At 63.6% G+C, this 21,808-nt stretch carries 19 protein-coding genes and 1 pseudogene; 12 read left to right on the forward strand and 8 right to left on the reverse strand.

Features of this window, described 5'->3' with window-relative positions; genetic code table 11:
* Positions 1-95: 95 nt before the first annotated feature.
* Positions 96-560: a phage tail protein gene (locus AC1MCA_RS00690; protein ID WP_479800471.1), complete on the reverse strand. Its 465-nt coding sequence runs from the start codon at positions 558-560 to the stop codon at positions 96-98.
* 599 nt (positions 561-1,159) lie between these two features.
* Here AC1MCA_RS00690 and AC1MCA_RS00695 point away from each other — a divergent pair.
* Positions 1,160-2,128, forward strand: coding sequence for a hypothetical protein (locus AC1MCA_RS00695; protein ID WP_479800473.1), 969 nt, complete (start codon positions 1,160-1,162; stop codon positions 2,126-2,128).
* A 91-nt stretch (positions 2,129-2,219) separates the two neighbouring features.
* Here the strand turns inward: AC1MCA_RS00695 and AC1MCA_RS00700 are convergent, their stop codons facing one another.
* From AC1MCA_RS00700 to AC1MCA_RS00710, 3 genes and pseudogenes are all read right to left on the reverse strand, one after another.
* A complete protein-coding gene (locus AC1MCA_RS00700) occupies positions 2,220-2,423 on the reverse strand; it encodes a hypothetical protein (protein ID WP_108600722.1) in 204 nt (67 codons plus the stop codon).
* Positions 2,424-2,515: 92 nt separating this feature from the next.
* Positions 2,516-2,719, reverse strand: a complete 204-nt coding sequence (locus AC1MCA_RS00705) for an NAD(P)H-binding protein (RefSeq protein ID WP_479800474.1) — start codon at positions 2,717-2,719, stop codon at positions 2,516-2,518.
* Positions 2,716-2,928, reverse strand: a pseudogene (locus tag AC1MCA_RS00710) (MmyB family transcriptional regulator); the annotation flags it as partial. The pseudogene AC1MCA_RS00710 and the gene AC1MCA_RS00705, both read right to left, overlap by 4 nt.
* Before the next feature lie 117 nt (positions 2,929-3,045).
* Between AC1MCA_RS00710 and AC1MCA_RS00715 the strand changes: the two are divergent.
* A complete protein-coding gene (locus AC1MCA_RS00715; protein WP_479800476.1) occupies positions 3,046-4,080 on the forward strand; it encodes an NAD-dependent epimerase/dehydratase family protein in 1,035 nt (344 codons plus the stop codon).
* Between the two features lie 63 nt (positions 4,081-4,143).
* On the opposite strand, the gene AC1MCA_RS00720 is transcribed toward AC1MCA_RS00715, so the two are convergent.
* The gene (locus AC1MCA_RS00720; RefSeq protein WP_479800477.1) at positions 4,144-5,049 is read right to left on the reverse strand and encodes a helix-turn-helix transcriptional regulator; all 906 of its coding nucleotides are present in this window, start codon (positions 5,047-5,049) and stop codon (positions 4,144-4,146) included.
* 149 nt (positions 5,050-5,198) lie between these two features.
* On the opposite strand from AC1MCA_RS00720, the gene AC1MCA_RS00725 reads away from it, so the two are divergent.
* From AC1MCA_RS00725 to AC1MCA_RS00735, 3 genes are all read left to right on the forward strand, one after another.
* On the forward strand, positions 5,199-6,038 hold the full coding sequence (locus AC1MCA_RS00725) for an SDR family NAD(P)-dependent oxidoreductase (protein ID WP_479800478.1): 840 nt from the start codon (positions 5,199-5,201) through the stop codon (positions 6,036-6,038).
* A gap of 6 nt (positions 6,039-6,044) precedes the next feature.
* A complete protein-coding gene (locus AC1MCA_RS00730; protein WP_479800480.1) occupies positions 6,045-6,560 on the forward strand; it encodes a cyclophilin-like fold protein in 516 nt (171 codons plus the stop codon).
* Between the two features lie 315 nt (positions 6,561-6,875).
* Entirely contained in the window at positions 6,876-7,256 is a 381-nt protein-coding gene (locus AC1MCA_RS00735; protein WP_479800481.1) for a RidA family protein, read from the forward strand.
* A 34-nt stretch (positions 7,257-7,290) separates the two neighbouring features.
* On the opposite strand, the gene AC1MCA_RS00740 is transcribed toward AC1MCA_RS00735, so the two are convergent.
* The 3 genes from AC1MCA_RS00740 to AC1MCA_RS00750 all read right to left on the reverse strand — a co-directional run bounded on the left by AC1MCA_RS00740 (position 7,291) and on the right by AC1MCA_RS00750 (position 13,296).
* On the reverse strand, positions 7,291-7,479 hold the full coding sequence (locus tag AC1MCA_RS00740; protein WP_479800482.1) for a hypothetical protein: 189 nt from the start codon (positions 7,477-7,479) through the stop codon (positions 7,291-7,293).
* Positions 7,480-7,644: 165 nt separating this feature from the next.
* Complete coding sequence (locus AC1MCA_RS00745; RefSeq protein ID WP_479800483.1) at positions 7,645-11,712, reverse strand: PKD domain-containing protein; 4,068 nt, start codon at positions 11,710-11,712, stop codon at positions 7,645-7,647.
* 552 nt (positions 11,713-12,264) lie between these two features.
* Positions 12,265-13,296, reverse strand: a complete 1,032-nt coding sequence (locus AC1MCA_RS00750) for an NADPH:quinone reductase (protein WP_479800484.1) — start codon at positions 13,294-13,296, stop codon at positions 12,265-12,267.
* 166 nt (positions 13,297-13,462) lie between these two features.
* Between AC1MCA_RS00750 and AC1MCA_RS00755 the strand changes: the two genes are divergently transcribed.
* The 7 genes from AC1MCA_RS00755 (at position 13,463) to AC1MCA_RS00785 (ending at position 21,761) form a co-directional block, all read left to right on the forward strand.
* The gene (locus AC1MCA_RS00755; protein ID WP_479800485.1) at positions 13,463-14,155 is read left to right on the forward strand and encodes a histidine phosphatase family protein; all 693 of its coding nucleotides are present in this window, start codon (positions 13,463-13,465) and stop codon (positions 14,153-14,155) included.
* Between the two features lie 24 nt (positions 14,156-14,179).
* A complete protein-coding gene (locus AC1MCA_RS00760) occupies positions 14,180-14,734 on the forward strand; it encodes a DUF3090 domain-containing protein (RefSeq protein ID WP_479800486.1) in 555 nt (184 codons plus the stop codon).
* Positions 14,734-15,501, forward strand: a complete 768-nt coding sequence (locus tag AC1MCA_RS00765) for an SCO1664 family protein (protein WP_479800487.1) — start codon at positions 14,734-14,736, stop codon at positions 15,499-15,501. The genes AC1MCA_RS00760 and AC1MCA_RS00765 overlap by 1 nt, the downstream gene beginning before the upstream one ends.
* A 402-nt stretch (positions 15,502-15,903) precedes the next feature.
* Positions 15,904-17,223, forward strand: coding sequence for an ABC transporter substrate-binding protein (locus tag AC1MCA_RS00770; protein ID WP_479800488.1), 1,320 nt, complete (start codon positions 15,904-15,906; stop codon positions 17,221-17,223).
* A 68-nt stretch (positions 17,224-17,291) separates the two neighbouring features.
* Positions 17,292-18,176, forward strand: a complete 885-nt coding sequence (locus tag AC1MCA_RS00775; RefSeq protein WP_436058694.1) for a carbohydrate ABC transporter permease — start codon at positions 17,292-17,294, stop codon at positions 18,174-18,176.
* 6 nt (positions 18,177-18,182) lie between these two features.
* Positions 18,183-19,085 (forward strand): carbohydrate ABC transporter permease, encoded by a 903-nt coding sequence (locus AC1MCA_RS00780; protein WP_479800489.1) that lies wholly within the window; start codon positions 18,183-18,185, stop codon positions 19,083-19,085.
* A gap of 81 nt (positions 19,086-19,166) precedes the next feature.
* The gene (locus AC1MCA_RS00785; RefSeq protein ID WP_479800490.1) at positions 19,167-21,761 is read left to right on the forward strand and encodes a family 78 glycoside hydrolase catalytic domain; all 2,595 of its coding nucleotides are present in this window, start codon (positions 19,167-19,169) and stop codon (positions 21,759-21,761) included.
* Positions 21,762-21,808: the final 47 nt, after the last annotated feature.

The raw sequence follows: 21,808 nt of genomic DNA on the forward strand, positions 1-21,808 counted from the left end.
TGTCTGATCGTCGTTATTTTTGCGTCAGGAGCCTGTCATTGACTGGAAGATTCACCCGAGAGGAGCGATCATCATCCCCCCGCACGAGGTGCACATCAGTACTCGCCCTTGATCACGATGTAGGAGCCACGGATGACACCTGCGAGCTTTGATTTCTGGCGGGCAAACTTGAATTTTGATGCCAGCTCCTCCGGCACCTCCATGCCGTCGGCCAGTTTGAATCCCACCGCACGCTTGCCGCCGTCCTCGATGCTGTACATAACGTTGACAGCCAGCCCCGACTCGTAGAACACATAGCTCATCCGTAAACCCTCGACGTCGAAAGCCGCTGCTTCGAGCGGGCGGGAGCCAAAGACGATGTCCCGCTCTCCCTGGAGGATCCGGCTTACGCGGTCCACCACTTCAGGGACCTCGCCGGCAGGGTTGACGGTAAAAGCGTGGCCGTACTTGGTGCTGTAATACCGGGCCTCATTGGCGCGCAACCCCGCGAGCGCCTCGGCGACCGGAGACGACTCGAGGCCGGCTGTAGAAACGTTCTTGAAATCAACGACGTACGGCATGCAGGGCTCCTGACTGGATGTGTTGGACCCACGATAACGTGACGGCCACCCCTGCCCCGGCTGCACGCGGCGGGCACCTGGAGCGCTCAGTGGTGCTGAGGCTTCCTGAGGCCGCTCCCCCGCGCAACAGGATCAAGACCGCATCATTCAGGACCCAGGTGCACACCACGATGTCCGTCGGTGACAACGGGCCTCACCACCCAAATAATGAGCACCGGAGCGTCTTGACACTCTGGTTTGCCTCTTATCCCGGGCCTATAATGGCCGAGTCTCCTTTGGCCTAAAATTCCAAGGTTCGTCGCTGGGACGCCGGCAACTGGCAGTACGTCAGCGCGCAGTTTCCCGAATCGCATACTCCGCCCCCTCCGGGCCTGGAATCCGGAGAGGCGCCGAAACCTTAATAAATCCGGCAATCACCACGCCAGGCAGCGGCGACGCGCCACGATTACCGCACAGGCCCCCACCCGGAAAGAACGGGGGCATACAGGAAGCCCCAACGAGCGGGACAACCAAGAGACGCAAACAATCACTTGGAAGGCTGGACGGCCATGAGACGATTCCTGGGACTGGGAATTGGTGTTGCGATGACCTGTGCTCTGATGACTGCGCTGAGTCCCGGTGCTGCCCGGGCTGTGACCGGACCGTGCATAGGTGCCCCCGCCGCCGACAGCACGACGTACACCGAAACCCGGCAGTTCGTGGATACTCAAGCGTGGTGGATGCCGGACGCCGACCAAGCCAACAACTCCACCACCAATACCGGCCATGTTCACTTGGGGGCATGCATCCCTGAAGGTGAAACGATCAGTTCGGGAAACCTCACGGTGAATGTGCGGGTGGTCCTCCACGACAACCCGGGCAAGGCCAACTACGTCGCAATGGTGTTCAAAACCTCAGACACCGAAACGACCGTCCAGAAGTGTTACCTGCGGGCGACAGCAGCAGACTTCACCTGCCCCGGCCCGTCCAGCACAGGGGAGGGCGACTTCGTGTGCTCCGGAACCTGTGAGCGCTGGCTGACGTTCTCGCGGCCAATCTCTGCATTCAACCATTCAGGCGCGCAGGAAATCCGCTTTCGCGCTTTCGTCCCGGAGCCGGACGGCAACGAAATGCAAACCAGCTTCAACTGGCAGGCCAACATCGAAAACGGCAGGTCACTCTCCAACGTTTCGAGGCATGCTTTCCTTCGGGGCAAGGGTTGGTACACCCACGCCCTGTACTGTGAGGCCTCGGTCCGTGCAGTTCCCCTTCCAGACAGTCCGGTATCAGGAGTCTGGACTCCCGTGGTGGGCCTGTCCACCCACCCCGATGGCTCGCTCCCGGCGACTCACTCATTTATCTCGATAGACCCGGACTTCCACGGCGTTCCGTCCAACGCCGGAACCGTACTCTGGGACGCTGCAGGTGCATACGGACCCGGGCCCTTCGGGTCCGCCCCCATCTCGATCGACACCAGGACTCTGACCAATGGCGTACACAAGCTACACCTGCGAACGTCATGCCGTGACAACAAACTGGGATCGACAAACTCCGGGGTGACCGTGATTCCCTTCACAGTGGCTAACTAATGACTGTTAAAAGGAAAATTGGCAACTGAAGCTTGGACATGGACCGGCTGCGGCACGTGGTTTCACCCGCTGGGCTCGTACACCTGCGCCGTCAACTGGCTGGCGGCACTACGTCCTCCAGCACTGACCTGTCGAAAAAACGGACCTCGCCCGTTGCCTCGAAGAATACCGGAACCACCGATGTGCTCGGGTCCTTGGATGTCTCGTAGATCTCAGCCGCACTCCCGTGCTTTCTGGCAATTGTTCCAACCAGCTCGGTACCCCGGACCCGGACGGTTCGATATTTGTAGCTCATGGTGACCCCTTCGTCGACTAACGCAAACCCTACCCCTGAAAAGAGTGTCCGGCCGAGATCGTTGCGAGGTCCTGACGGAACGCCTGCACTCCCTAGACGGCAGGGCCGAGGGTGTCAGGGCGGGTCAGGTCACCGACGACGATTTCGACGCCGTCGGGAAGGGTGCGGGCAGCGCGGTTCCTGTCACGAACGAGGGCCCGCACCGGGTAGCCCTGCTTCAGCGCCTCGTTCACGGCGTGACGGCCGATGCTGCAGGTGGCACCGATGATCAGGACAGTGGAAGGGCGGCCGTTCATTTCTTCTCCTTGACGGGGATTCCGTCGGCGGTACGCTGGGTGGCGGCCCAGCTGGCAAGGACTTTCAGTGCGTCCTCTGAAGGTGTCGCGGGATCCGCCGTGTACACGTTGATGCGAAGTCCCGGATCCGCGGGGAGCTCCAGGGCCTCGAAGCTCAGGTCCAGGTCACCCACTATCGGGTGGTGGAGCCGTTTGCGGCCGGTGCGTCCTCGCCGCGTTTCCGGGTGGAGGAGCCACGGCGGCTATACACTTGCTCATTTACACCGCAGCCTGCCCGCTCCTAGGCTGGGCGGGTACTGCCACAGATCCATACTGAGGAGAAGCCCATGCGGATTGTGCTCACCGGCGCTACCGGCCACGTTGGCACGGCAGTGCTTAACCGCCTTCACCAAGCCCGCTCCGAAGCGGGTGCTGATCTGGAGATCGTCGGCGTTGCCCGCCGCGAACCGGATCAGGACGCTGAACCATACCGCGATGTGATGTGGCGCAGCGTGGACGTTGGGGATCCGGGTAACCTGCCGGCACTCGAAAGTGCCTTCGCCGGGGCTGACGCCGTGGTCCACCTGGCCTGGCTTATTCAGCCCAACCATGATCGGGAGCAGCTTCGCCGGACGAACGTCTCCGGAACCGACCACGTTCTCCGGGCAGCCCGGACAGCCGGCGTCGGGCATATTGTGTGCGCTTCATCGGTGGGCGCTTATTCGCCGGCTCCCAAGGAGCAGCGGACCAACGAGGATTGGCCAACGGCGGGCGTTGACGGATCCCACTACAGCGTGGATAAGGCCGCCCAGGAACGCCTACTGGATGCCTTTGCCCGGGAGAACCCCGACGTCGTTGTGGCACGGCTCCGGCCTGCGTTGACGTTCAGTGCCCAGGCCGGCAGTGAGGTGGGGCGATACTTCCTGGGGCATTTTCTGGCACGGCTCGTACCGCGTAAGCCCTCGATTCCCATCCTGCCCATTCCACCGGAGCTGGTCTTCCAGGCCGTGCACGCCGATGACGTGGCAGACGCCTACTGGCGTGTGCTGGATAGTCGGGCGGCCGGCGCATTCAACATCGCAGCCGAGCCCGTGCTGGATCCCAATGCGCTGGGTTGGGTTCTGCACGCCAAGCGGCTGTTGCCTTTGCCGCTGCCGGTGCTGCGCGCCGTCGTCGAAATGAGCTGGCGCCTGCGGTTGCAGTCGACCGACGGCGGGTGGATCGATATGGCAGCCGGCGCACCCATCATGGACACCGCCCGGGCGCGAGGGATTCTGGATTGGACGCCACAACGCTCATCGCTTGAGTCGCTGACGGAAATGCTGGACGGTCTTGGCGCGGGCACTGGCCAGCGCGCCTCTCCCCCGCTTGCCCCGCGTTGACGGTTCGGCGGCCTCAGTACCGGAGTCAGGATTGAGCCCCCAAAGCCCGCAAAAGTAGCAGCATCAGGGCCCGGTGGTGTTCTGAGTGGTTGCTTGGCCGAGCGCGTTCACCGCCGGGCCCTGCGTGCTCGCCCAGTTGGCCAGCAGCTGCAGCCCGTCGTGGGACGAGGACCCGGGTTCCGCGGAGAATACCAGCATCTGGAGTGTGCGGTCTGTGGCGAGGTCCAGTCCGAGGAAGGTCAGGTCGAGGTCCCCCACGATGGGGTGGTGGATGCTCTTGATACCTGTGCGGTGTTCGCGGACGTCGTGGGCGCCCCAGAGTTTACGGAAGAGCTCGCTCCGGGTTGAGAGTTCGCCCACCAGGTCGCTGAGCTGCCGGTCGTAGGGGGAACGGCCCGCTTCGACCCGGAGGAGGGCGACGATCTGGCGGGAGTTGGACTCCCAGTCCTGATAGAAGGCCTGCGCCCTGGGATCGAGGAACACGAAGCGCGCAGCGTTCACCGGCTGCCGGGCGTCGTCGAACATTTCCGAGAAGAGAGCCCGGCCGAGACGGTTGGCTGCAACTGCGTCCAGCCGGCCGTTCTGCACGAACACCGGAACGGTCGACATCGCGTCAATCGTCCGCTGCAGGGCCGGGTTCATCTGCGTTTTGCGTGCCGGGCGCCTGCGCTGTGGATGGGCTCCCGCATTGGCTGAGCGGATGAGCTCGTAGAGATGTGAGTGCTCGGCTTCATCCAGCTGGAGGGCGCGGCTGACCCCATCAATTACGGCCTCGGATGCGCCCTTGGCGTTGCCCCGTTCCAGCCGTTTGTAGTACTCCGAGCTCATGCCGGCCAGGAGGGCGACTTCTTCCCGCCGAAGGCCGGGAACACGCCGCCGTCCGCCGAAGTCAGGCAGGCCCACCTGCTGCAGGGTCAGCTTGGCCCGGCGCGAGCTGAGGAACTGGCTAAGGTCGTCCTGGTTGTCCATGGAATCGACGGTACCCCTGATCGCGCGACCTAGAGGGGCCCTGCTGGGGAACCTCTAAGCAGGGTCTCGCTGGGTCCGGCGCCGACCTGTTGACTTGAAACATCAGCCGCCCCGAACGGGCCGGCCGCCACTTTTGAAAGGCAATCATCATGACCAACGTTTGGTTCATTACCGGAGCCGCCCGCGGCATGGGCGTCGACCTGGCCAAGGCCGCCCTGGACGCCGGCCACCGTGTCGTCGCCACCGCCCGCGACGCCGCCAATGTCACCGCCGCCCTCGGCGAACACGAAAACCTCCTCGCCCTCTCACTCGATATCACCGATGCCGCAGCATCAGCAGCCGCCGCACATGCCGCCGTCGGGCGTTTCGGAAGCATCGATGTGCTCGTCAACAATGCCGGTAACTTCTACGCCGGCTACTTCGAGGAGATCAGCGACGCCCAGTTCCGGGCGCAGATGGAGACCAACTTCTTCGGCCCGCTGAACGTCACCCGGGCGATCCTGCCGGTCATGCGCACGCGGCGCAGCGGCCATGTCATCACCATCACCTCCGCCGCCGGCATCATCGGCCAGGAGTTCTGCGCGGCCTACGCTGCATCAAAGTTCGCGCTGGAAGGCTGGATGGAGTCCCTCCAGTACGACGTGCAGCCCTACGGCATCCACACCACCATCGTCGAACCCGGCTTCTTCCGCACCGAGCTCCTCGTCGAGGGTGCATCCTCGATCTGGCCCGAACTCTCCATCGACGACTACGCCGAGCGCACCACCGGGACCATCGCCGCCTGGAAGAGCATGAACGGCCAGCAGGGCGGCGACCCTGCAAAGCTCGGCACAGCCCTTGTCACCATCGCCGCCCTGGAGACCCCTCCCCTGCGCTTCGTCGCCGGAGCAGACGTCGTCGCCGGCGTCGAACACAAGGCCCGACTGCTCCTCGACCAGGTCAACGCGCATCGCGAACTGTCCTCCGCCATGTCCCTCGAAAACGCCTAGGAAATGATGAAGAAAGGACTGTCTCTTGCAGCCCTCGGTACTGTGGCCGCGATGTCCCTCGGCGCATGTTCGGCTCCCCTGGCCGGGAACAGCACCACATCCCCGACGGCAGCCGCCGCCCCACCCGCCACCGGGTCCCCGGCGGCACCGGCCGAGGCGTCCACGAATGGAACCCCGATCACCATCATTGCCGAAGATGTCGTCATGACCGCGACCCTCAACGACAGCCAAGTTTCCCAGGATTTCGCCGCCACCCTCCCGGTGACCCTGCCCTGGTTCCGCAACGCCGGCATCGAGTACATCACGGAACTTCCCGCCCCGATGACCGAGACAGGCCCGTTCTACACCGACGTTCAACCCGGGGACATCGTGTACTACAACCCGCTCGACAGCATCACCATCATCTACGAGGAGACCGGCTCCGTCCCTACCCTCACAAAAATGGGCGAGATCACTTCCTCGGACCTGAGCGTTTTCGAGCACCTCCCCGACGACGTCGAGCTCCGCATCGAACTCGGGTAGGGCACCATTCCCGTTCAGGCGGTGTTACCCCGCGCAGGAAAGCCAGGCCTCTGGCGGCCAGCAGTTCGGACCGCCTTTAGACGAACCACAGCGCAAGAGTGCGGGCCACCTGAACCACCGGTATGACTACAGGAAGCCATGCGCCCAACACGGCCAGCGCACTAATCCAGGTTGTTCCCTGCCGTTTCCGGCCCGCGCTCCTGCTTACTAATTTTATGGTGAGTATTCGACGGCGGACGTGCCAGGGGTTGCGTTGTACAGCGGTGACTGCCATTCTGCTGCCACAATCCACTGAACTCCCTGAAAGGATCTGTCATGGCGAGGGAAATCGTTAGGTCGGCCAAGGCACCGGGTTCACCGTTCTTCAGCCAGGGTGTGAAAGCCGGACCATTCGTTTTTGTGTCGGGGACCGTCGGTACCGATCCGAGCAACGGCCAGCTCGCGGGCCACAGCATTCAGGAGCAGACGCGGCAGGCTCTTGCCAACTGTGAGGCCATCCTTGAAGCATCAGGGGCAGGGTTGGAAAACGTCGTCGAGGTGGGCGTGCTGCTGACCGAGCCTTCGGACTTTCCGGGATTGAATGAAGAGTACGCACGGTGGTTTCCGCAAGACCCGCCGACACGCTACGTTGCCAAGCTCGGCGTCGACCTGCCCGGAATCCTCGTTTCAATCCGCATGACAGCCTTCATCAGCTGAGGCACCCCGGCAGACTGTGCCCCAGGCACCGAAGCTACCACCACCTCGTCAGTGCCCAGCCGTTTTTGGCGCCGTCCCCGCTGTCGCCGTCCTTACCGCAGCGCCGGCAACGCGTGTATAGCCCTCCGTCCTCGGCGTGTTCGACGTGCCAATCGTGGCGGAGATTCAGCTTGCACAGCATGGTTTGGATCATGGCCAACTCCGGCTTAATCGCAGCGCTCATTGACTCAATGATGGCCCTCGCACCACCTCAACAGAAGAGGGATGAGTGGGGCAAAGCCGCGTCCGTTGGACGTCTGCCCTTGGTACCGGTCAGCAACCTGTTTACCCGCTGCCGTTTTCCCCGTGCATACGCCTCTCAGTGCTTGCTCACCGCACCCGGTGTGGATCAGAGGCCTGAGGCAGTGCCCGGGCCGGAGGGTTTGGTTCCGAGCGGGACTCCGTTCGTGTCGGTTGCGATGCCGGTTTGGCCGTTCGCGGTCCCCTGGTAGGTGGGGATGCCGGCAGTGACGCCGGCGGCCGGGGTGCCGCTCTTGAGGACTCCGAGGGTAATGGTGAGGGTCTTGCCGTCCGCGCTGAGCGAAACGGAGGACGGTGGGCGGGTGCCGGTGCCCTTGAAGGTGAGGTTTCCGCCGGTGCTGGTGGTGTAGCGGGCGCCGAGGTTGACCGTTCCGAAGTTGTTGGTCGTGCAACCCGACGAGAGAGTCAGGGTGTCGTTGGGTGCGGACGTGTTGCGGCTGATGAGTACGCTGACGCTGTTGCTCCTCTGTGTCCACGGCCCCGCGGGACTGGTCCAGGTGCTGCAGAACGAGCCCGGGCTCATGGCTTCGTTGAACACCACCACCACCTTGTCGTTGGTGTCGGCTGTGCCGGCGGTTCCGCCGTTCACGAGCGTGACGGACACGACCCTCGGGCCGATACGACTGGTCCCGGTCGTCACTGTGCTGACATTGTCACCGGCGTCGGTGGCCTGGGCCGAGAACGCCACCGATCCTGAGTCGAAGGTGCTGAGGTTCATCGTCGCAGACCAGTTACCGGAGCCATTTGCGGCTACCGTGGCCGATACGCTGTGGCTGGCGGAATCAATGGCCGTGAGGGCCACTGTTGCCCCCGGATCAGCGGTCCCGGTGAGTGGGACGGCACCGATGGTGTCGCCGGTGATCGAGGACGGCAGGCCCGTGAACTGCGGTGCTGTTGCCGTTGTCTTCTTGGTTCCGGTCTGCGTTGCGGGGGCGCCCGTGTTGACCGCGGAGTCCGTCGCGGTGGCCGTGTAAGTGAGCTGGCCGTCGCTCAGGCTCGTCAGGTTCGCCGTCGTGGTCCAGTTCCCGGCTGCGTCTGCAGCCGTGGTCGCAGTGACGGTGTGAACGGCATCGCCGTCCGCGACCCTGAGAGTGACGGTCGCTCCGGCCTCGGCGCTGCCGCTGACCGTCACGGACGTGACGGTCGCGCCGGTGACCGTGGCCGGGACCGTCAGCGACGGCACGGCCGGGGGCACGGTGTCCTTGGCGACCGTTACCGTCGTCGTTGGGCTGGTAGTGCCCGCCGCATCGGTCGCGGTTGCGGTCAGGGTCACGGTGCCGTCGTCGAGGCCCGCGAGGTTAAGCGTGGGTAGGGCCCAGGCTCCGGTGGAGCTGGCCGTGGCCGTTCCGCTCACGGCATGGCCCGCGCCGTCGGACACTGTGACACTCACGGTGTTCGCCGCCCCGGCGGTGCCGGAGACGGACGCGGCGGCGACGTTGGCAAGGTTGACGACAGGGGGTGCGTCCAACGTGGGTGCATCAGGGGGCACTGCCGGGCTGACCGTGATGGTCGAACTGGACGAATTTGAACCGGTGCCATTGGTAGCGGTCAGGGTCGCGGTGTAGGTTCCGTCGGCGGAATACGTGTGGACAGGGCTCTGCACAGTGGACGTGCCGCCGTCGCCGAAGTCCCAGGACCACGACGTCGGCGAACCGGTGGAAGTATCCGTGAAGGACACCTCCAGCGGGGCGGTCCCCGAAGTGGGCGTGGCCGTGAACGAGGAAACCGGCGCCGGGGGCGCCACCGGGCTGACCGTGATGGTCGAACTGGACGAATTTGAACCGGTGCCATTGGTAGCGGTCAGGGTCGCGGTGTAGGTTCCGTCGGCGGAATACGTGTGGACAGGGCTCTGCACAGTGGACGTGCCGCCGTCGCCGAAGTCCCAGGACCACGACGTCGGCGAACCGGTGGAAGTATCCGTGAAGGACACCTCCAGCGGGGCGGTCCCCGAAGTGGGCGTGGCCGTGAACGAGGAAACCGGCGCCGGGGGCGCCACCGGGCTGACCGTGATGGTCGAACTGGACGAATTTGAACCGGTGCCATTGGTAGCGGTCAGGGTCGCGGTGTAGGTTCCGTCGGCGGAATACGTGTGGACAGGGCTCTGCACAGTGGACGTGCCGCCGTCGCCGAAGTCCCAGGACCACGACGTCGGCGAACCGGTGGAAGTATCCGTGAAGGACACCTCCAGCGGGGCGGTCCCCGAAGTGGGCGTGGCCGTGAACGAGGAAACCGGCGCCGGGGGCGCCACCGGGCTGACCGTGATGGTCGAACTGGACGAATTTGAACCGGTGCCATTGGTAGCGGTCAGGGTCGCGGTGTAGGTTCCGTCGGCGGAATACGTGTGGACAGGGCTCTGCACAGTGGACGTGCCGCCGTCGCCGAAGTCCCAGGACCACGACGTCGGCGAACCGGTGGAAGTATCCGTGAAGGACACCTCCAGCGGGGCGGTCCCCGAAGTGGGCGTGGCCGTGAACGAGGAAACCGGCGCCGGGTAAGCCGTGGTGAACGTCCAGGTCCTGTCCGACGCCAACGCGTTACCGGCAGCATCCTTGACCCCGCTGGCGCCGCCCTTGATCGTCGCCGTGTACGTCGTACCCGCCGCCAGATCCGCTGCGGGGTCCAACGTTGCTACGTTGCCTGTGCCGTTGTAGGTCACAGCTGCAGGCACGGGCGCCGCGCCGGGCGTCGTTGCCGTCAACGTGAACGCGGCCGACGTGACCGTCAAGGCAGTCATCGCTTCCGAGAAGGTCCCCGTCACATCCGCGCCCACCGCCACACCAGTCGCGTCAGAAGTTGGAGACGTAACCGTCACCGTCGGTGCCGTTGTATCTCCACCGCTCGCGTCGTAGTAATGCCAGTAACGGCTTGTGTCGTCCACGTCGGCGAGCACCAGCAGGCCGCTGTTGGCCGTGCCCCGCGGACTGTTGAGGTTCTGCTTCGTCGACGTCACGTTGTGGGCATACTGGTCGGCGTCCAGGATGCGGAGCGTCTTCGTCGCAGTGCTGAAATCAATATTGCTCAGCGGCACGGACTTCTCGTAGATAGCGCCCCCGGAGTTGGAGCAGGCACCGGCGTTCGTTGTGCCGCCCGGCTTTGGATAGGTGGCGAAGGTACGCAGCATCTCTGTGCTCTCATCAATCAGGAGCATCACCCGGTTCGGGCACTCCGACACAGTCGCGATGGTGTGCGGCGTCCACGTAGTCCCATTCAATGCCAACAGCTGGATCAGCGGCTGGGACGCCGCTATGAACGACGTCTTAACAGCCGCGAACACCCGCCCACCCGAGGAGTCCAGCCACTTCAGGTTCATGTGGTCATCACCAGTGCGCTGCCCTGACACCGCCGCCACCGGGGCGGTCCAGTCGGTGATCGGCGCTCCGTCGACGTGATAGCTCCAATACATGCCGTCGGTGGAATCACCGACCTGCCGGCTCCACATTAAACCCATCTTGCCGGGTCCGAAGGCGATCACAGCCGAAATGTCGTCCACAGACACGTTGCCCAACGAGTCAGGAAGCGGGAACGGCGTCCCCCAGGTTGCGCCATCAAGGTCAGTGACGTTCAGGTAAATCTTGTTCCCCTGCTGCCAGGTGGCCCACACCCGGCCTCTGGAGTCCTTATCGATGGTCAGCGCCTCAACACGGTAGTTGTTGATCTGTGAAGAACCCAGCAGCGCGTAGGTTTTTGTGCTGGCGTTGTAGCTGTAACGCCGCATCGTCGTCGGGAAACCCGGCTCAGCCGGTGAGGGGTCGGCGCTCAGGAACCGATAACTCGCCACATACAAAGTCGTCCCGTCCCACAACACGTCGTGATGGGTGTTCGAGCGCGTCTCGGTTGTCACACCCGTATCGACCCACGAATTTGTCGCGGCATTGAACCGGAAGATATGGAAATCCGAGCTGGCGGTGTCCCACAGGTTCCCCCACCAGGACCCGTCGTTGAACCACAACGCACTCGTGGCACGCTTCGTGCCGGTCGGTGACCCCGTCCCCGAATGCGACGGGCCCTCAACACCGACATCCCCCGGTGCAGCCGATGCCGCGACCGGCGCCACCAGGACACCGAGCGCGAGCAGCAGCGCTGTCAGCAGTGAAGGGAACCGCAGCTTCTGCGACCCCCGTAGGCGAGGACCGGCCGGGCGACCGGCTCCCCGCATGACGCCAAGCCAGGACGTCCTGCGACCTCGGCTACTTGTCGTGGGGGCACTTTCGATCATTTTCACAGTTGCTCCAGGGGAGTTTCTAACAAGGAGAAAGCGCCTCAGTGCAGGTGGCCAGCCCGTTAATCTCCGCGTCTCCGCCCCTTAGCGCGCGGAAGGCACGCAGGGATGTTTCCGGATTCCGGCGGAACGTGGCGGCACCACACGTTGAAATATGTACACCGATCAATGAGCCGACGAAGCGCGGAAGCTCCGCCGGACAACAAATCTGAGTAGGACAGCTCAAAATACTCATCCGCCCACAGTAAGCCGGTCAGGTTCGCATGACCCGAGTAGTCTGTACTCGCTTTTTTATTACTGACCTCGGTCTTCGAACCGTGAGTCCTGTAGTCGAAGCTCAGGGCACCGGTGCAACGACCCGCACAGGGACCTGTCTGCTGATGACTCCTCTGAGCTGCAGCTACAGTGACATATCCTTCATGGCCTGACGGCCTGGAACTACATGACAGACGCAACTGAGCCGAGGTCCAGGACTCGATCCGTTATCGGCTAGCCCGCTGACACATCGATCAGCACCTTGCCGACGATGCTCCCTTCCACCGCCTGGTGGGCCGCGGCCGTGTCAACCAGGTCAAAGCGATGCAGCGGCAGGCCTGCGGCCTCTCCCACCGGGAGGGCGCCGTCGGCGATGGCCGCATTGATGTCCTCGGCTGCGGCTTTCACCGCCGCCATGCCGACGGTGTAGAGCAGCACGAACTGGTAGCGGACATTGAGGCTGAAATGCCTTCGCACGTCCAGGCTCACCAGGTCGCCGCCATTGTTAGCGTAGACGGCGATGGAGCCGCGGTTGCGGATCACTGCCAGGTCGAGTTCCGCGTTCTGCGCGGGTGCGACCTCTACGATCTGGTCGACGCCGTCGGGAGCGATCCGGCGGATCTCCGCGGCCGCGTCGGATTCCCGGTAATTGATGACGTGATCGGCGCCGGCGGCCGTGACCAGCGCAGCCTTCGCTGGTCCGCTCACGGTCGTGACCACAGAGGCTCCGGCCCACTTGGCGAGCTGGATCGCCGCGTGACCCACGGCGCCGGCTCCTCCCGCGACGAGAACCACTTTGCCATCCAAGGCTCCCGGGTGCAGCCGCCGCGGGCCATCCTCGGCAATGGTCAGGGCACGATGGGCGGTAACCGCGGGAACGCCCAGGCTTGCGCCGAGGTCGAACCCTGCGTTCTCCGGCAGCGGGAAGACCCGCTCGGCCGGCAGGACGGCGAACTCCTGGGCTGTCCCGCCGTCGGCGCGCTGGTAGGCGGCCAGGGCCAGCCAAACCCTGTCACCGACGTGGAGACTCTCGACGCCGGATCCGACGGCATCCACCACTCCGGCGCCGTCCTGGTTGGGTACGACCTCCGCGAAAGGCAAGGACTCGCCCGGCTTGGCGCCCCGGCGCGACTTCCAGTCAGTGGGGTTCACCGCGGACACCATGATCCGCACGCGTACCTCCCCGGGCCCCGGGTCGCGGATGCCACGGTCGATAAGCTCGAGGACAGACGGACCACCGGTGGCACGGTACACGATAGCTTTCATACTCAGACCTAACGCCGGACCGGACCGAAAATTCCCGCCGCCTGCACCCGGGTCCCAATGGCATGACCAGTATCAGCTATCCGCCGCGCTGAGCTCAGGATCTGCTCCCGGTGCGCGCGACCCGGTACGGTTCATACACCCATCGAGTGGTGGTTAGGCTGGGTGGATGGCGACAGTTATTCTCGTGCGGCACGGCCGCACCACAGCCAATGCAACTGGACTGCTGGCTGGCCGGGCCGTCGGCGTCAGCCTGGACCAGATCGGGCGCAACCAGGCGGCTCTGGCCGGAGACCGCCTCGCGGCCGTGCCCCTGGTCGGGGTGGTGTCGAGCCCTCTTGAGCGTTGTCAGCAGACCGCCCAGCTCATCCTCGATCGCCAGGCCGGCATGCCGTACGCGCCGGTCGATCCCGATCTCACCGAGTGCGATTACGGCCGGTGGCAGGGCCGCACGCTGAGTGATCTCGCGACCGAGGATTTGTGGCCGGTTGTGCAGTCCCAACCGTCCGCCGTCGTCTTTCCCGGCGGTGAATCCATGGCCGCGATGCAGGCCCGGTCGGTGGCAGCGATTCGACGCCACGATGCAGCCTTCGAAGCCGAGTACGGGCCAGGGGCCGTGTGGGTGGCGGTGAGTCACGGTGACATCATCAAGTCAATCCTCGCCGACGCGCTGGGCATGCACCTTGACCTGTTCCAGCGTATTAACGTAGGCCCCGCCTCAGTATCGATCGTGCGCTACGGCGCGAGCCGGCCGAGCGTCTACGCAACCAACACCGACGCGGGTGATCTGTCGTGGCTGTCGAACGTCATCCATTCTGACGATGCGCCGGTGGGCGGCGGTGCAGGGAAAAAGGCGCCATGAGTCTCTTGTGCCTAAAATACTGACATGCCTACACGTGTTCACGAGTTTGCCTGGCCTGATCGGGTCGTTGTCGGAACCATTGGCCTTCCGGGGGCGCGTACGTTCTACCTGCAAGTGCGCGCAGGGACGCAGATCGTGAGTATCGCCCTGGAGAAGCAGCAGTCGGCTCTGCTTGCGGAGAAGATCGACGAAATGCTCGACCAGCTCCTCACCGTCGAGGGCAACCCCCATAGCGTTCCCACCAGTACCCCCGTTGAATTGGTTGACAATGACCAGCTCGAGGCCGTTCAGGAACAATTTCGCACCGGTGCCATGAGTTTAGGTTGGGACCCGACGACGGCGCAGGTCGTGATAGAGGCCTACCCGATCACCGACGTCGACGCTGATGACAACACCGAATCGCTTGATCTGGACGGCGCTGACGTGCCCGAAATGCTGCTGGTGCGGATGCCGGTTGGCTCCGCCCGCGCATTCGCTCAGCGCACGCGTGAGGTTGTGGGCGCCGGGCGTCCCGCGTGCCCGCTCTGCGGTTACCCCGTAGACGCCGACGGGCACGTCTGCACCCGGCCCGAGGTCTGATGCCGGCGCCCGACCTGTTTACGGCCGAGCTGACGCTCACTGGGCGCATAACGACAGCGTCGAACGCCACCTTCCTGGGCAGCATCGGGGACACGAAAGTCGTCTATAAGCCGATAGCCGGAGAGAAACCGCTGTGGGATTTTCCCGATGGCTTCCTAGCCCACCGGGAGGTTGCCGCCTACCTGGTTTCAGAGGCCCTCGGCTGGAATGTGGTGCCGCCTACCTGGCTGCGCGATGGTCCGTTCGGTGAAGGGATGGTGCAACTGTGGCAGGAGACAGACACCGACCAGAACGCGGTGGATCTCGTTGTGTCGGACGAGCTACCGGAGAACGGCTGGAAACACGTCCTCGAGGGCCAGGATGAGAATGGACGGGTGGTCGCCCTTGTCCACGAAGACACTCCGGCGCTCCGGCGCATGGCGGTGTTCGACGTCGTCGTGAACAACGCGGACCGTAAAGGCGATCACATCCTTGCCATCACCGACGGACGCCGGCACGGCGTGGACCACGGGCTCACCTTTCACCGTGAGCACAAGCTGCGCACCGTGCTGTGGGGATGGTTGGGAGACGCACTGACCGCAGAGGAGCGCGACGGCGTCGATCGTGTCAGCGAAGGACTGCAGGGTGTGCTGGGCCGAAAGCTGGCAGACTTGCTCAGCGCGGAAGAAATCGCATCGCTCGCCGCGCGCTGCGCCCGGTTGCGCTCGGCGGGGCGGTTTCCGTCTCCAAGCGGTGAGATGCCGGCGGTCCCCTGGCCGCTGTTCTAAGCGGATGACGGCTACCGGCTCGCAGGCGGTGTCACAGATTCAGCTGTCACCGTTCGGTGACATCTGAATCAGTTGCCTCTTCCCCCAAGCCAAACCCGCCCGGGCCCGTCGACATGCGATTTTACGGTCTCAGGCATCGACGCTGGCCTGGACTACCTTGCGAACCACGACGCCGGGCTATTGAAGTGAGCCGTGCGCCACGGCAATAAGCGCAACCCGGACGGCGGCCACCGACTTCTTAGCCGCGGATGTTCATGTCCATGTTCGAATAACACTGAGCGGTACTCGAATCTTCTTGAAGCGCTTAAATTTGTTGCTGCGTGACGCTTGACACATGCCCCCGCCTGCACCCATACTCAAACTTGAAACGCTTCAATCCGGAGCACACTTCAAGGAGGAACTGTGGTTTCTGTTCTGTCGCGGCCCAAGTCCCGCGTAATAGCCCCCGTCATCGCTTCAGTCGGTGCCCTGACCCTGCTCCTGACGGGATGCGGCGCAGGCGGTGGCGGAGTATCCGCCCAAGCGTCCAAAGAGTTCACTTACCTGACAAACGTCGAAAACACCACCATCCGAGGTGAGCTCGAAGTCCTGAGCAAGGATCAGTGTAAAGCGGAAAACGACGCCGCTCCGCTGAAGATCGAAACGGTCCCCCAGACCGGCCTGGACCAGAAGCTGCAGTTGCTCGCCGGCCAGAATGCGCTTCCCACCCAGTTCGCTGCCGGCAACGCTCCCGCACTGACGCAGGACCTGGACAAGTCCGGGAACATCCTTGACTTTGAGAAGGCACTCAAGGACCTGAACATTTCCGACGCCATCCTGCCCGGTGCCGCGTCCACCATCAAGTCCCTCTACGGCGGCAAGCTCAACGTCCTGCCTTACCAGTACAACGTCGAAGGGGTCTGGTACAACAAAAAGCTCTTTGCTGAGAACGGTATCGAGGCACCGAAGACCTGGGACGATTTCGTTGCAGCCGGTGAAAAGCTTAAGGCCGCCGGAGTCACCCCTCTTTCCGCGTCCGGTAAGCAGGGCTGGCCTCTGACCCGCCTCGTCAGCGGGTACCTCTTCAGTGATCTGGGACCGGATGCCCTGAAGAAGGTCGCCGACGGCCAGGCAAAGCTGACGGACCCCGAATACGTCAAGGCAGCTGAAGCGGTCGCTGACCTCGGCGCCAAGGGCTACTTCGGCCAGGGCATCGGCTCCATCGACTACGACACCGCCGCCTCGCAGTTCCTCAGCGGCAAGGCCGGCATGTTCTACATGGGCAGCTGGATCCTCTCCAACTTCAACGACAAGGCCCAGAACAAGATCGGCGAGGAAAACATCGGCTTCATGCCGTTCCCCAAGGTCGACGGTGGCCAGGGAATTGACAACCAGTACGCCGCAAATGTGGGCCTGCCAATGACCTTCAATGCCAAGAAATACGACGATAAGGCCGCCGCCTGGCTCAAATGCATTGCCACCAACTACGGCAGCACCGCCCTCAAGGACAAGAACTCGATCTCGGGGTTCAAGCTGAGCACCCCGGTTGACAGCGTCCCGCCGCTGGTGAAGTCCACCCAGGAAACGGTGAACAACACCAAGGAAAGTGTTCTCTGGTTCGAGGCGCTCTTCAGCACCAAGGCCACCACCACAAGCCAGACCAACGCAGCCGGCCTCGTTTCCGGCAGCATCACCCCGCAGAAGTTCATGGAACTCGTCCAGAACGATCTGAACACCAAGTAAGCGCCACTGCCGGGGCCGGCGAAAGCCGGCCCCGGCACCCGGTATCCACATCCGATGAAAGAAGCACCATGAACAACGTCCTCGGAGACAAGAAGGCCGTAGTCGTCCTGCTTGGTCCCGCCCTGCTGGTCTACACCCTGGCCATGCTGGTTCCAGTTTTCTGGTCCCTCGGCTACACCTTCCTCTCCGGCAACGCCATCACGGGCTTCACCTTCGCCGGACTCTCCAACTTCGAAAAGCTCTTCTCCGACCCCGCCGTCGGCGAAGCCCTCTGGTTCACCGTCCGATACGCCGTCGTCATCACGGCCGGCCAGGTTCTTCTGGGGTACTTCCTCTCACTGCTTTATGTATTTGCCCTCAAACGGGGCTCTAGCCTGATCCGGACCCTGGTCTTCTTCCCCGTTGTGCTCCCCACCGTTGCCGTGGCGCTCCTGTTCCAGAAGATGTTCGAAATCGCACCGCAGAACGGCCTCGTCAACTCCGCCCTCAATGTTTTCGGAATGGGCTCCATCGATTGGCTCGGCGACGGCTCCAAAGCATTCTGGGTCATCGTCATCATGGACCTCTGGAGGTCAATGGGCTTCTACGCCGTCCTGCTGTACACCGGGCTCGTAGACATCCCCGAAGACATCCTTGAATCAGCCCGGCTCGATGGCGCACAGGGGCTCCGCCTCATCCGCCACATCGTCCTGCCGCTCTCCCTGCCCGTCCTGTTGTCCTCGATCATCTTCAGCATCAACGGGACTTTGAAGGTATTCGACTCCATCGTGGCACTCACCAACGGCGGACCCGGCAGCGCAACCACGCCCCTGACCCTGCACATGTTCCGGACCTCGTTCACCTACGGCGACTACGGCTACGGCAGCACAGTGGCCCTGCTCCTGACGATCCTCTGCCTGATCGTCACCCTGTTCATCTTCCGCTCGTCGCGCCGCGACCTGACCAAGGACTGACCGACGATGACCGCACCTGTCACATTCCCGGCCCGCACCGGCGCGGGCCCCTCAGCTCCAGCCCGCCGCCGCGAACCAAGAATCAAGGCACTTAAACGCCTCCCCGTCCAGTTGCTGGTAGCCCTCCTCCTGATCGTGGAGATCTACCCGCTCGTCTGGCTCTTCATGGGCTCATTCAAAACGCAGGATGAATTCCTCAACAGCCCCGTCTGGACTCTCCCGCAGAACTTCAGCTTCGATAACTACACCGAAGCCTGGACCACAGGGAACCTGGCAACCTATGTGGGCAACAGCCTGATCGCCACCATCCCCTCGTTGTTCCTCATCGTGCTGTTTGGTGTCGCCGCCGGCTTCGCCCTCGAAGTATTGGTATGGAAGGGCCGCAACGCCGTCCTGCTGACCTTCCTCGCCGGAATTATGGTCCCGGGCCAGATGATCCTGCTCCCGCTCTTTTCGGCCTATTTCCAGGTGGGCCTGACCGGAACGCTCTGGCCGCTCATCATCACGTACACAGCCACCGGCCTTCCCCTGACCGTGTTTATGATGGCCACCTACTTCCGCGCCGTACCACGGGAGGTTTTCGAGGCCGCAACGCTCGACGGCGCCAGCATGATCCGCGCGTTCTTCTCCATTGGGTTCCCCATGGTCCGCAATGCCGTCTTCACCGTGGCGCTGGTTCAGTTCTTCTTCATCTGGAATGACCTGCTGATCGCGCTGACGTTCACGAACAATGCCGAGCTGAACACCATCCAGGTCGGCCTGCTGAACTTCACCGGCGAGTTCGGCGCAGTGCAGTACGGCCCGCTCTTCGCGGCGATCTGCATCAACGTCTTCGGAACACTGGTCCTGTACCTCTTCCTCAATCAGCGCGTCATGAAGGGCCTGGCCGGCGGCGCGGTCAAGGGCTAGGACAGCCTGATGCCCCGCCCGGACGGACCGCCCGCGGACAAACCCGACATTCCTTCACCACCATTCCAGGAGATCCACACCATGCCACCGACCGTTATGCCCGTTGCCTTCGATCACCACCGCGAGGCACTCGGCGTGGGCGAAAGCCGGCCCCGCATCTCATGGAAGACTGCGGGCATGCCCGGCTGGACGCAGACGGCCTACCAGGTTCAGACAGTCCGTAAGGGTGAAACCCTCCTGGGTAACCGTATCGAGTCAGGCGCGTCCGTGCTGGTACCTTGGCCGGCCGAACCGCTTCGCTCCGGAGAGGAAGCTTCTGTCCGCGTGCGGGTCTGGGGTTCGCCGAATGATGGAGCGGAGAGCGAGCCCAGTGCTTGGAGTGAACCAGCCGTGGTTGAGGCCGGGCTCCTGGAAACCAGGGACTGGACCGCCTCCGCCATCAGTCCGGCCTGGGATGAGGACCCTGAGTCAGACCGCCGCCCCCCGCTGCTCCGTCGCGAGTTCACCGTGCACTCCCCCATCGCCAAAGCCCGGCTGTACGTCACCGCTCACGGGCTCTATGAAATGGAACTGAACGGCACGCGTGTGGGCACTGACATCCTCTCGCCGGGCTGGACCGTCTACGGCGAAAGGCTGCGCTACTACACCTATGACGTGACTGATCTGGTCCGCGTAGGTGATAACGCCGTCGGAAGCTGGCTGGCGGATGGCTGGTACCGTGGCCGGATCGGATTCCACGACGGTTACCGCAACCTGTACGGCGACAAGGTCGCCCTTCTCGCGCAACTGCACCTCACCCACGTGGACGGGACCGTAACCGTCATCGGGACCGACACGGAATGGAAGGCCGGCTTTGGCCCCATCGGTTTCACTGGCCTCTACGAGGGGGAAACCTATGATGCCCGGCAGCTGCCTGCCGGCTGGAGTGAACCAGGATTCGACGACGGCGGCTGGAGCCCGGTGATAACCGTCACGCGGGATCCGGCCACCCTCGTTGCCCCGGACGGACCCCCGGTGCGCTGCACCGAGGAGGTCCGCCCCGCCCGCATCTTCACGAGCCCGGCCGGAAAGCTTCTGGTCGACTTCGGCCAGAACCTGGTGGGACGCCTACGGATCACCGTCCAGGGAAAGCACGGTGAAAAGGTAACTCTGCGCCACGCCGAAGTACTCCAGGACGGCGAGCTCTTCACCAGGCCCCTCCGCCGCGCCATCTCCACCGATACGTACACGCTTGCCGGTACCGGGCAGGAAACCTGGGAACCGCGCTTCACCATCCACGGCTTCCGCTACGCCGAAATCGACGGCTGGACCGGTGGTGACATCAGCGAAAACCTCGTGGCCCGTGTCTACCACACGGACATGGAGCGCACGGGCTGGTTCGAGAGCTCCAACCCTGACCTGAACCGCCTTCACGAAAACGTACGCTGGAGCATGCGCGGCAACTTCGTGGACATCCCCACGGACTGCCCGCAGCGGGACGAGCGGCTCGGCTGGACCGGCGACATCCAGGTCTTCGCGCCCACGGCCTCATTCCTCTACGACTGCTCGGGAATGCTCAATTCGTGGTTGAAGGACGTCGCTGTAGAACAGCTTCCCGACGGAACGGTTCCCTGGTACGTTCCCGTTATTCCCGGAGGCGACGAATGGACGCCGATCCGCCCCGGTGCTGTCTGGGGCGACGTAGCGGTCCTCACCCCGTGGACCATCTACCAGCGCTTCGGGGACACCCAGGTGCTCCGGGACCAGTACGCCAGCGCCAAGGCGTGGGTGGATTTGATGGACACCCGGGCCGGCGCAACGCACCTCTGGAACACGGGTTTCCAACTGGGCGACTGGCTGGATCCGACAGCTCCCCCGCATGACCCCACTGCGGCCAAAACTGACCCATATCTCGTGGCAACGGCCTACTTCGCGTGGTCGGCCAACCATTTGGGGAAAATCGCCAGCGTCCTGGGAAACACCGCGGATGAACTGCACTACACCGAGCTCGGGCGCGCTGTCGCAAAGGCATTCGCTGCCGAGTACGTGTATCCGACCGGGGCCGTCGCCGGGGACGCACAGACGGCTTACGCCCTGGCCATCGTTTTTGACCTCTTCCCGAGTGAAGAGCAGAAACAGCTGGCCGGCGGGCGGCTGGCCGAGTTGGTTGCCGACGGCGGAAACAGGATTGCCACCGGCTTTGCCGGAACACCGGTCATCTCAGATGCACTGACCGACGTCGGCGCGCTGGATACCGCCTACGATCTGCTCCTTGAAAAGGAATGCCCGTCCTGGCTCTACGCCGTGGAACAGGGCGGCACCACCATCTGGGAACGTTGGGACGCCATGCAGCCGGACGGAACCGTCAATCCGGGAAACATGACCTCCTTCAACCACTACGCCCTGGGAGCAGTTGCGGACTGGATGCATCGTGTGGTCGCCGGGCTCTCGGCGCTGGAACCCGGCTACCGCAGGATCCTGTTCAAACCCCGGCCCGGAGGGGATCTCACCCACGCCTCAGCACGGCATGAAACCCCGTACGGGACCGCCAGCATTTCCTGGACCCTGGGTACGACAGGCCTGAACGTTCAGATTGAAGTGCCCACAGGCTCCACAGGCAGGGTTGAGCTGCCCGGCCAGCCGCCGGTGGAGGTTGGTCCAGGGACATTCAGCTATGCAGTGGAGCCGGTGGCTTAGGAGATCCGGACCAAAAAACCACGACGGCGCGGGGACGGTAACTGCCC

It is taken from the genome of Arthrobacter sp. BK1, assembly GCF_056680055.1.

What these genes read in the sequence shown, in the direction of transcription:
- AC1MCA_RS00745 (WP_479800483.1), bottom strand. Translation starts at nt 11,712, where the DNA reads ATGCGGGGAGCCGGTCGCCCGGCCGGTCCTCGCCTACGGGGGTCGCAG.
- AC1MCA_RS00725 (WP_479800478.1), top strand. Translation starts at nt 5,199, where the DNA reads ATGACCAACGTTTGGTTCATTACCGGAGCCGCCCGCGGCATGGGCGTC.
- AC1MCA_RS00765 (WP_479800487.1), top strand. Translation starts at nt 14,734, where the DNA reads ATGCCGGCGCCCGACCTGTTTACGGCCGAGCTGACGCTCACTGGGCGC.
- AC1MCA_RS00775 (WP_436058694.1), top strand. Translation starts at nt 17,292, where the DNA reads ATGAACAACGTCCTCGGAGACAAGAAGGCCGTAGTCGTCCTGCTTGGT.
- AC1MCA_RS00740 (WP_479800482.1), bottom strand. Translation starts at nt 7,479, where the DNA reads ATGAGCGCTGCGATTAAGCCGGAGTTGGCCATGATCCAAACCATGCTG.
- AC1MCA_RS00750 (WP_479800484.1), bottom strand. Translation starts at nt 13,296, where the DNA reads ATGAAAGCTATCGTGTACCGTGCCACCGGTGGTCCGTCTGTCCTCGAG.
- AC1MCA_RS00705 (WP_479800474.1), bottom strand. Translation starts at nt 2,719, where the DNA reads ATGAACGGCCGCCCTTCCACTGTCCTGATCATCGGTGCCACCTGCAGC.
- AC1MCA_RS00755 (WP_479800485.1), top strand. Translation starts at nt 13,463, where the DNA reads ATGGCGACAGTTATTCTCGTGCGGCACGGCCGCACCACAGCCAATGCA.
- AC1MCA_RS00720 (WP_479800477.1), bottom strand. Translation starts at nt 5,049, where the DNA reads ATGGACAACCAGGACGACCTTAGCCAGTTCCTCAGCTCGCGCCGGGCC.
- AC1MCA_RS00785 (WP_479800490.1), top strand. Translation starts at nt 19,167, where the DNA reads ATGCCACCGACCGTTATGCCCGTTGCCTTCGATCACCACCGCGAGGCA.
- AC1MCA_RS00695 (WP_479800473.1), top strand. Translation starts at nt 1,160, where the DNA reads ATGACTGCGCTGAGTCCCGGTGCTGCCCGGGCTGTGACCGGACCGTGC.
- AC1MCA_RS00780 (WP_479800489.1), top strand. Translation starts at nt 18,183, where the DNA reads ATGACCGCACCTGTCACATTCCCGGCCCGCACCGGCGCGGGCCCCTCA.
- AC1MCA_RS00760 (WP_479800486.1), top strand. Translation starts at nt 14,180, where the DNA reads ATGCCTACACGTGTTCACGAGTTTGCCTGGCCTGATCGGGTCGTTGTC.
- AC1MCA_RS00730 (WP_479800480.1), top strand. Translation starts at nt 6,045, where the DNA reads ATGAAGAAAGGACTGTCTCTTGCAGCCCTCGGTACTGTGGCCGCGATG.
- AC1MCA_RS00735 (WP_479800481.1), top strand. Translation starts at nt 6,876, where the DNA reads ATGGCGAGGGAAATCGTTAGGTCGGCCAAGGCACCGGGTTCACCGTTC.
- AC1MCA_RS00690 (WP_479800471.1), bottom strand. Translation starts at nt 560, where the DNA reads ATGCCGTACGTCGTTGATTTCAAGAACGTTTCTACAGCCGGCCTCGAG.
- AC1MCA_RS00715 (WP_479800476.1), top strand. Translation starts at nt 3,046, where the DNA reads ATGCGGATTGTGCTCACCGGCGCTACCGGCCACGTTGGCACGGCAGTG.
- AC1MCA_RS00700 (WP_108600722.1), bottom strand. Translation starts at nt 2,423, where the DNA reads ATGAGCTACAAATATCGAACCGTCCGGGTCCGGGGTACCGAGCTGGTT.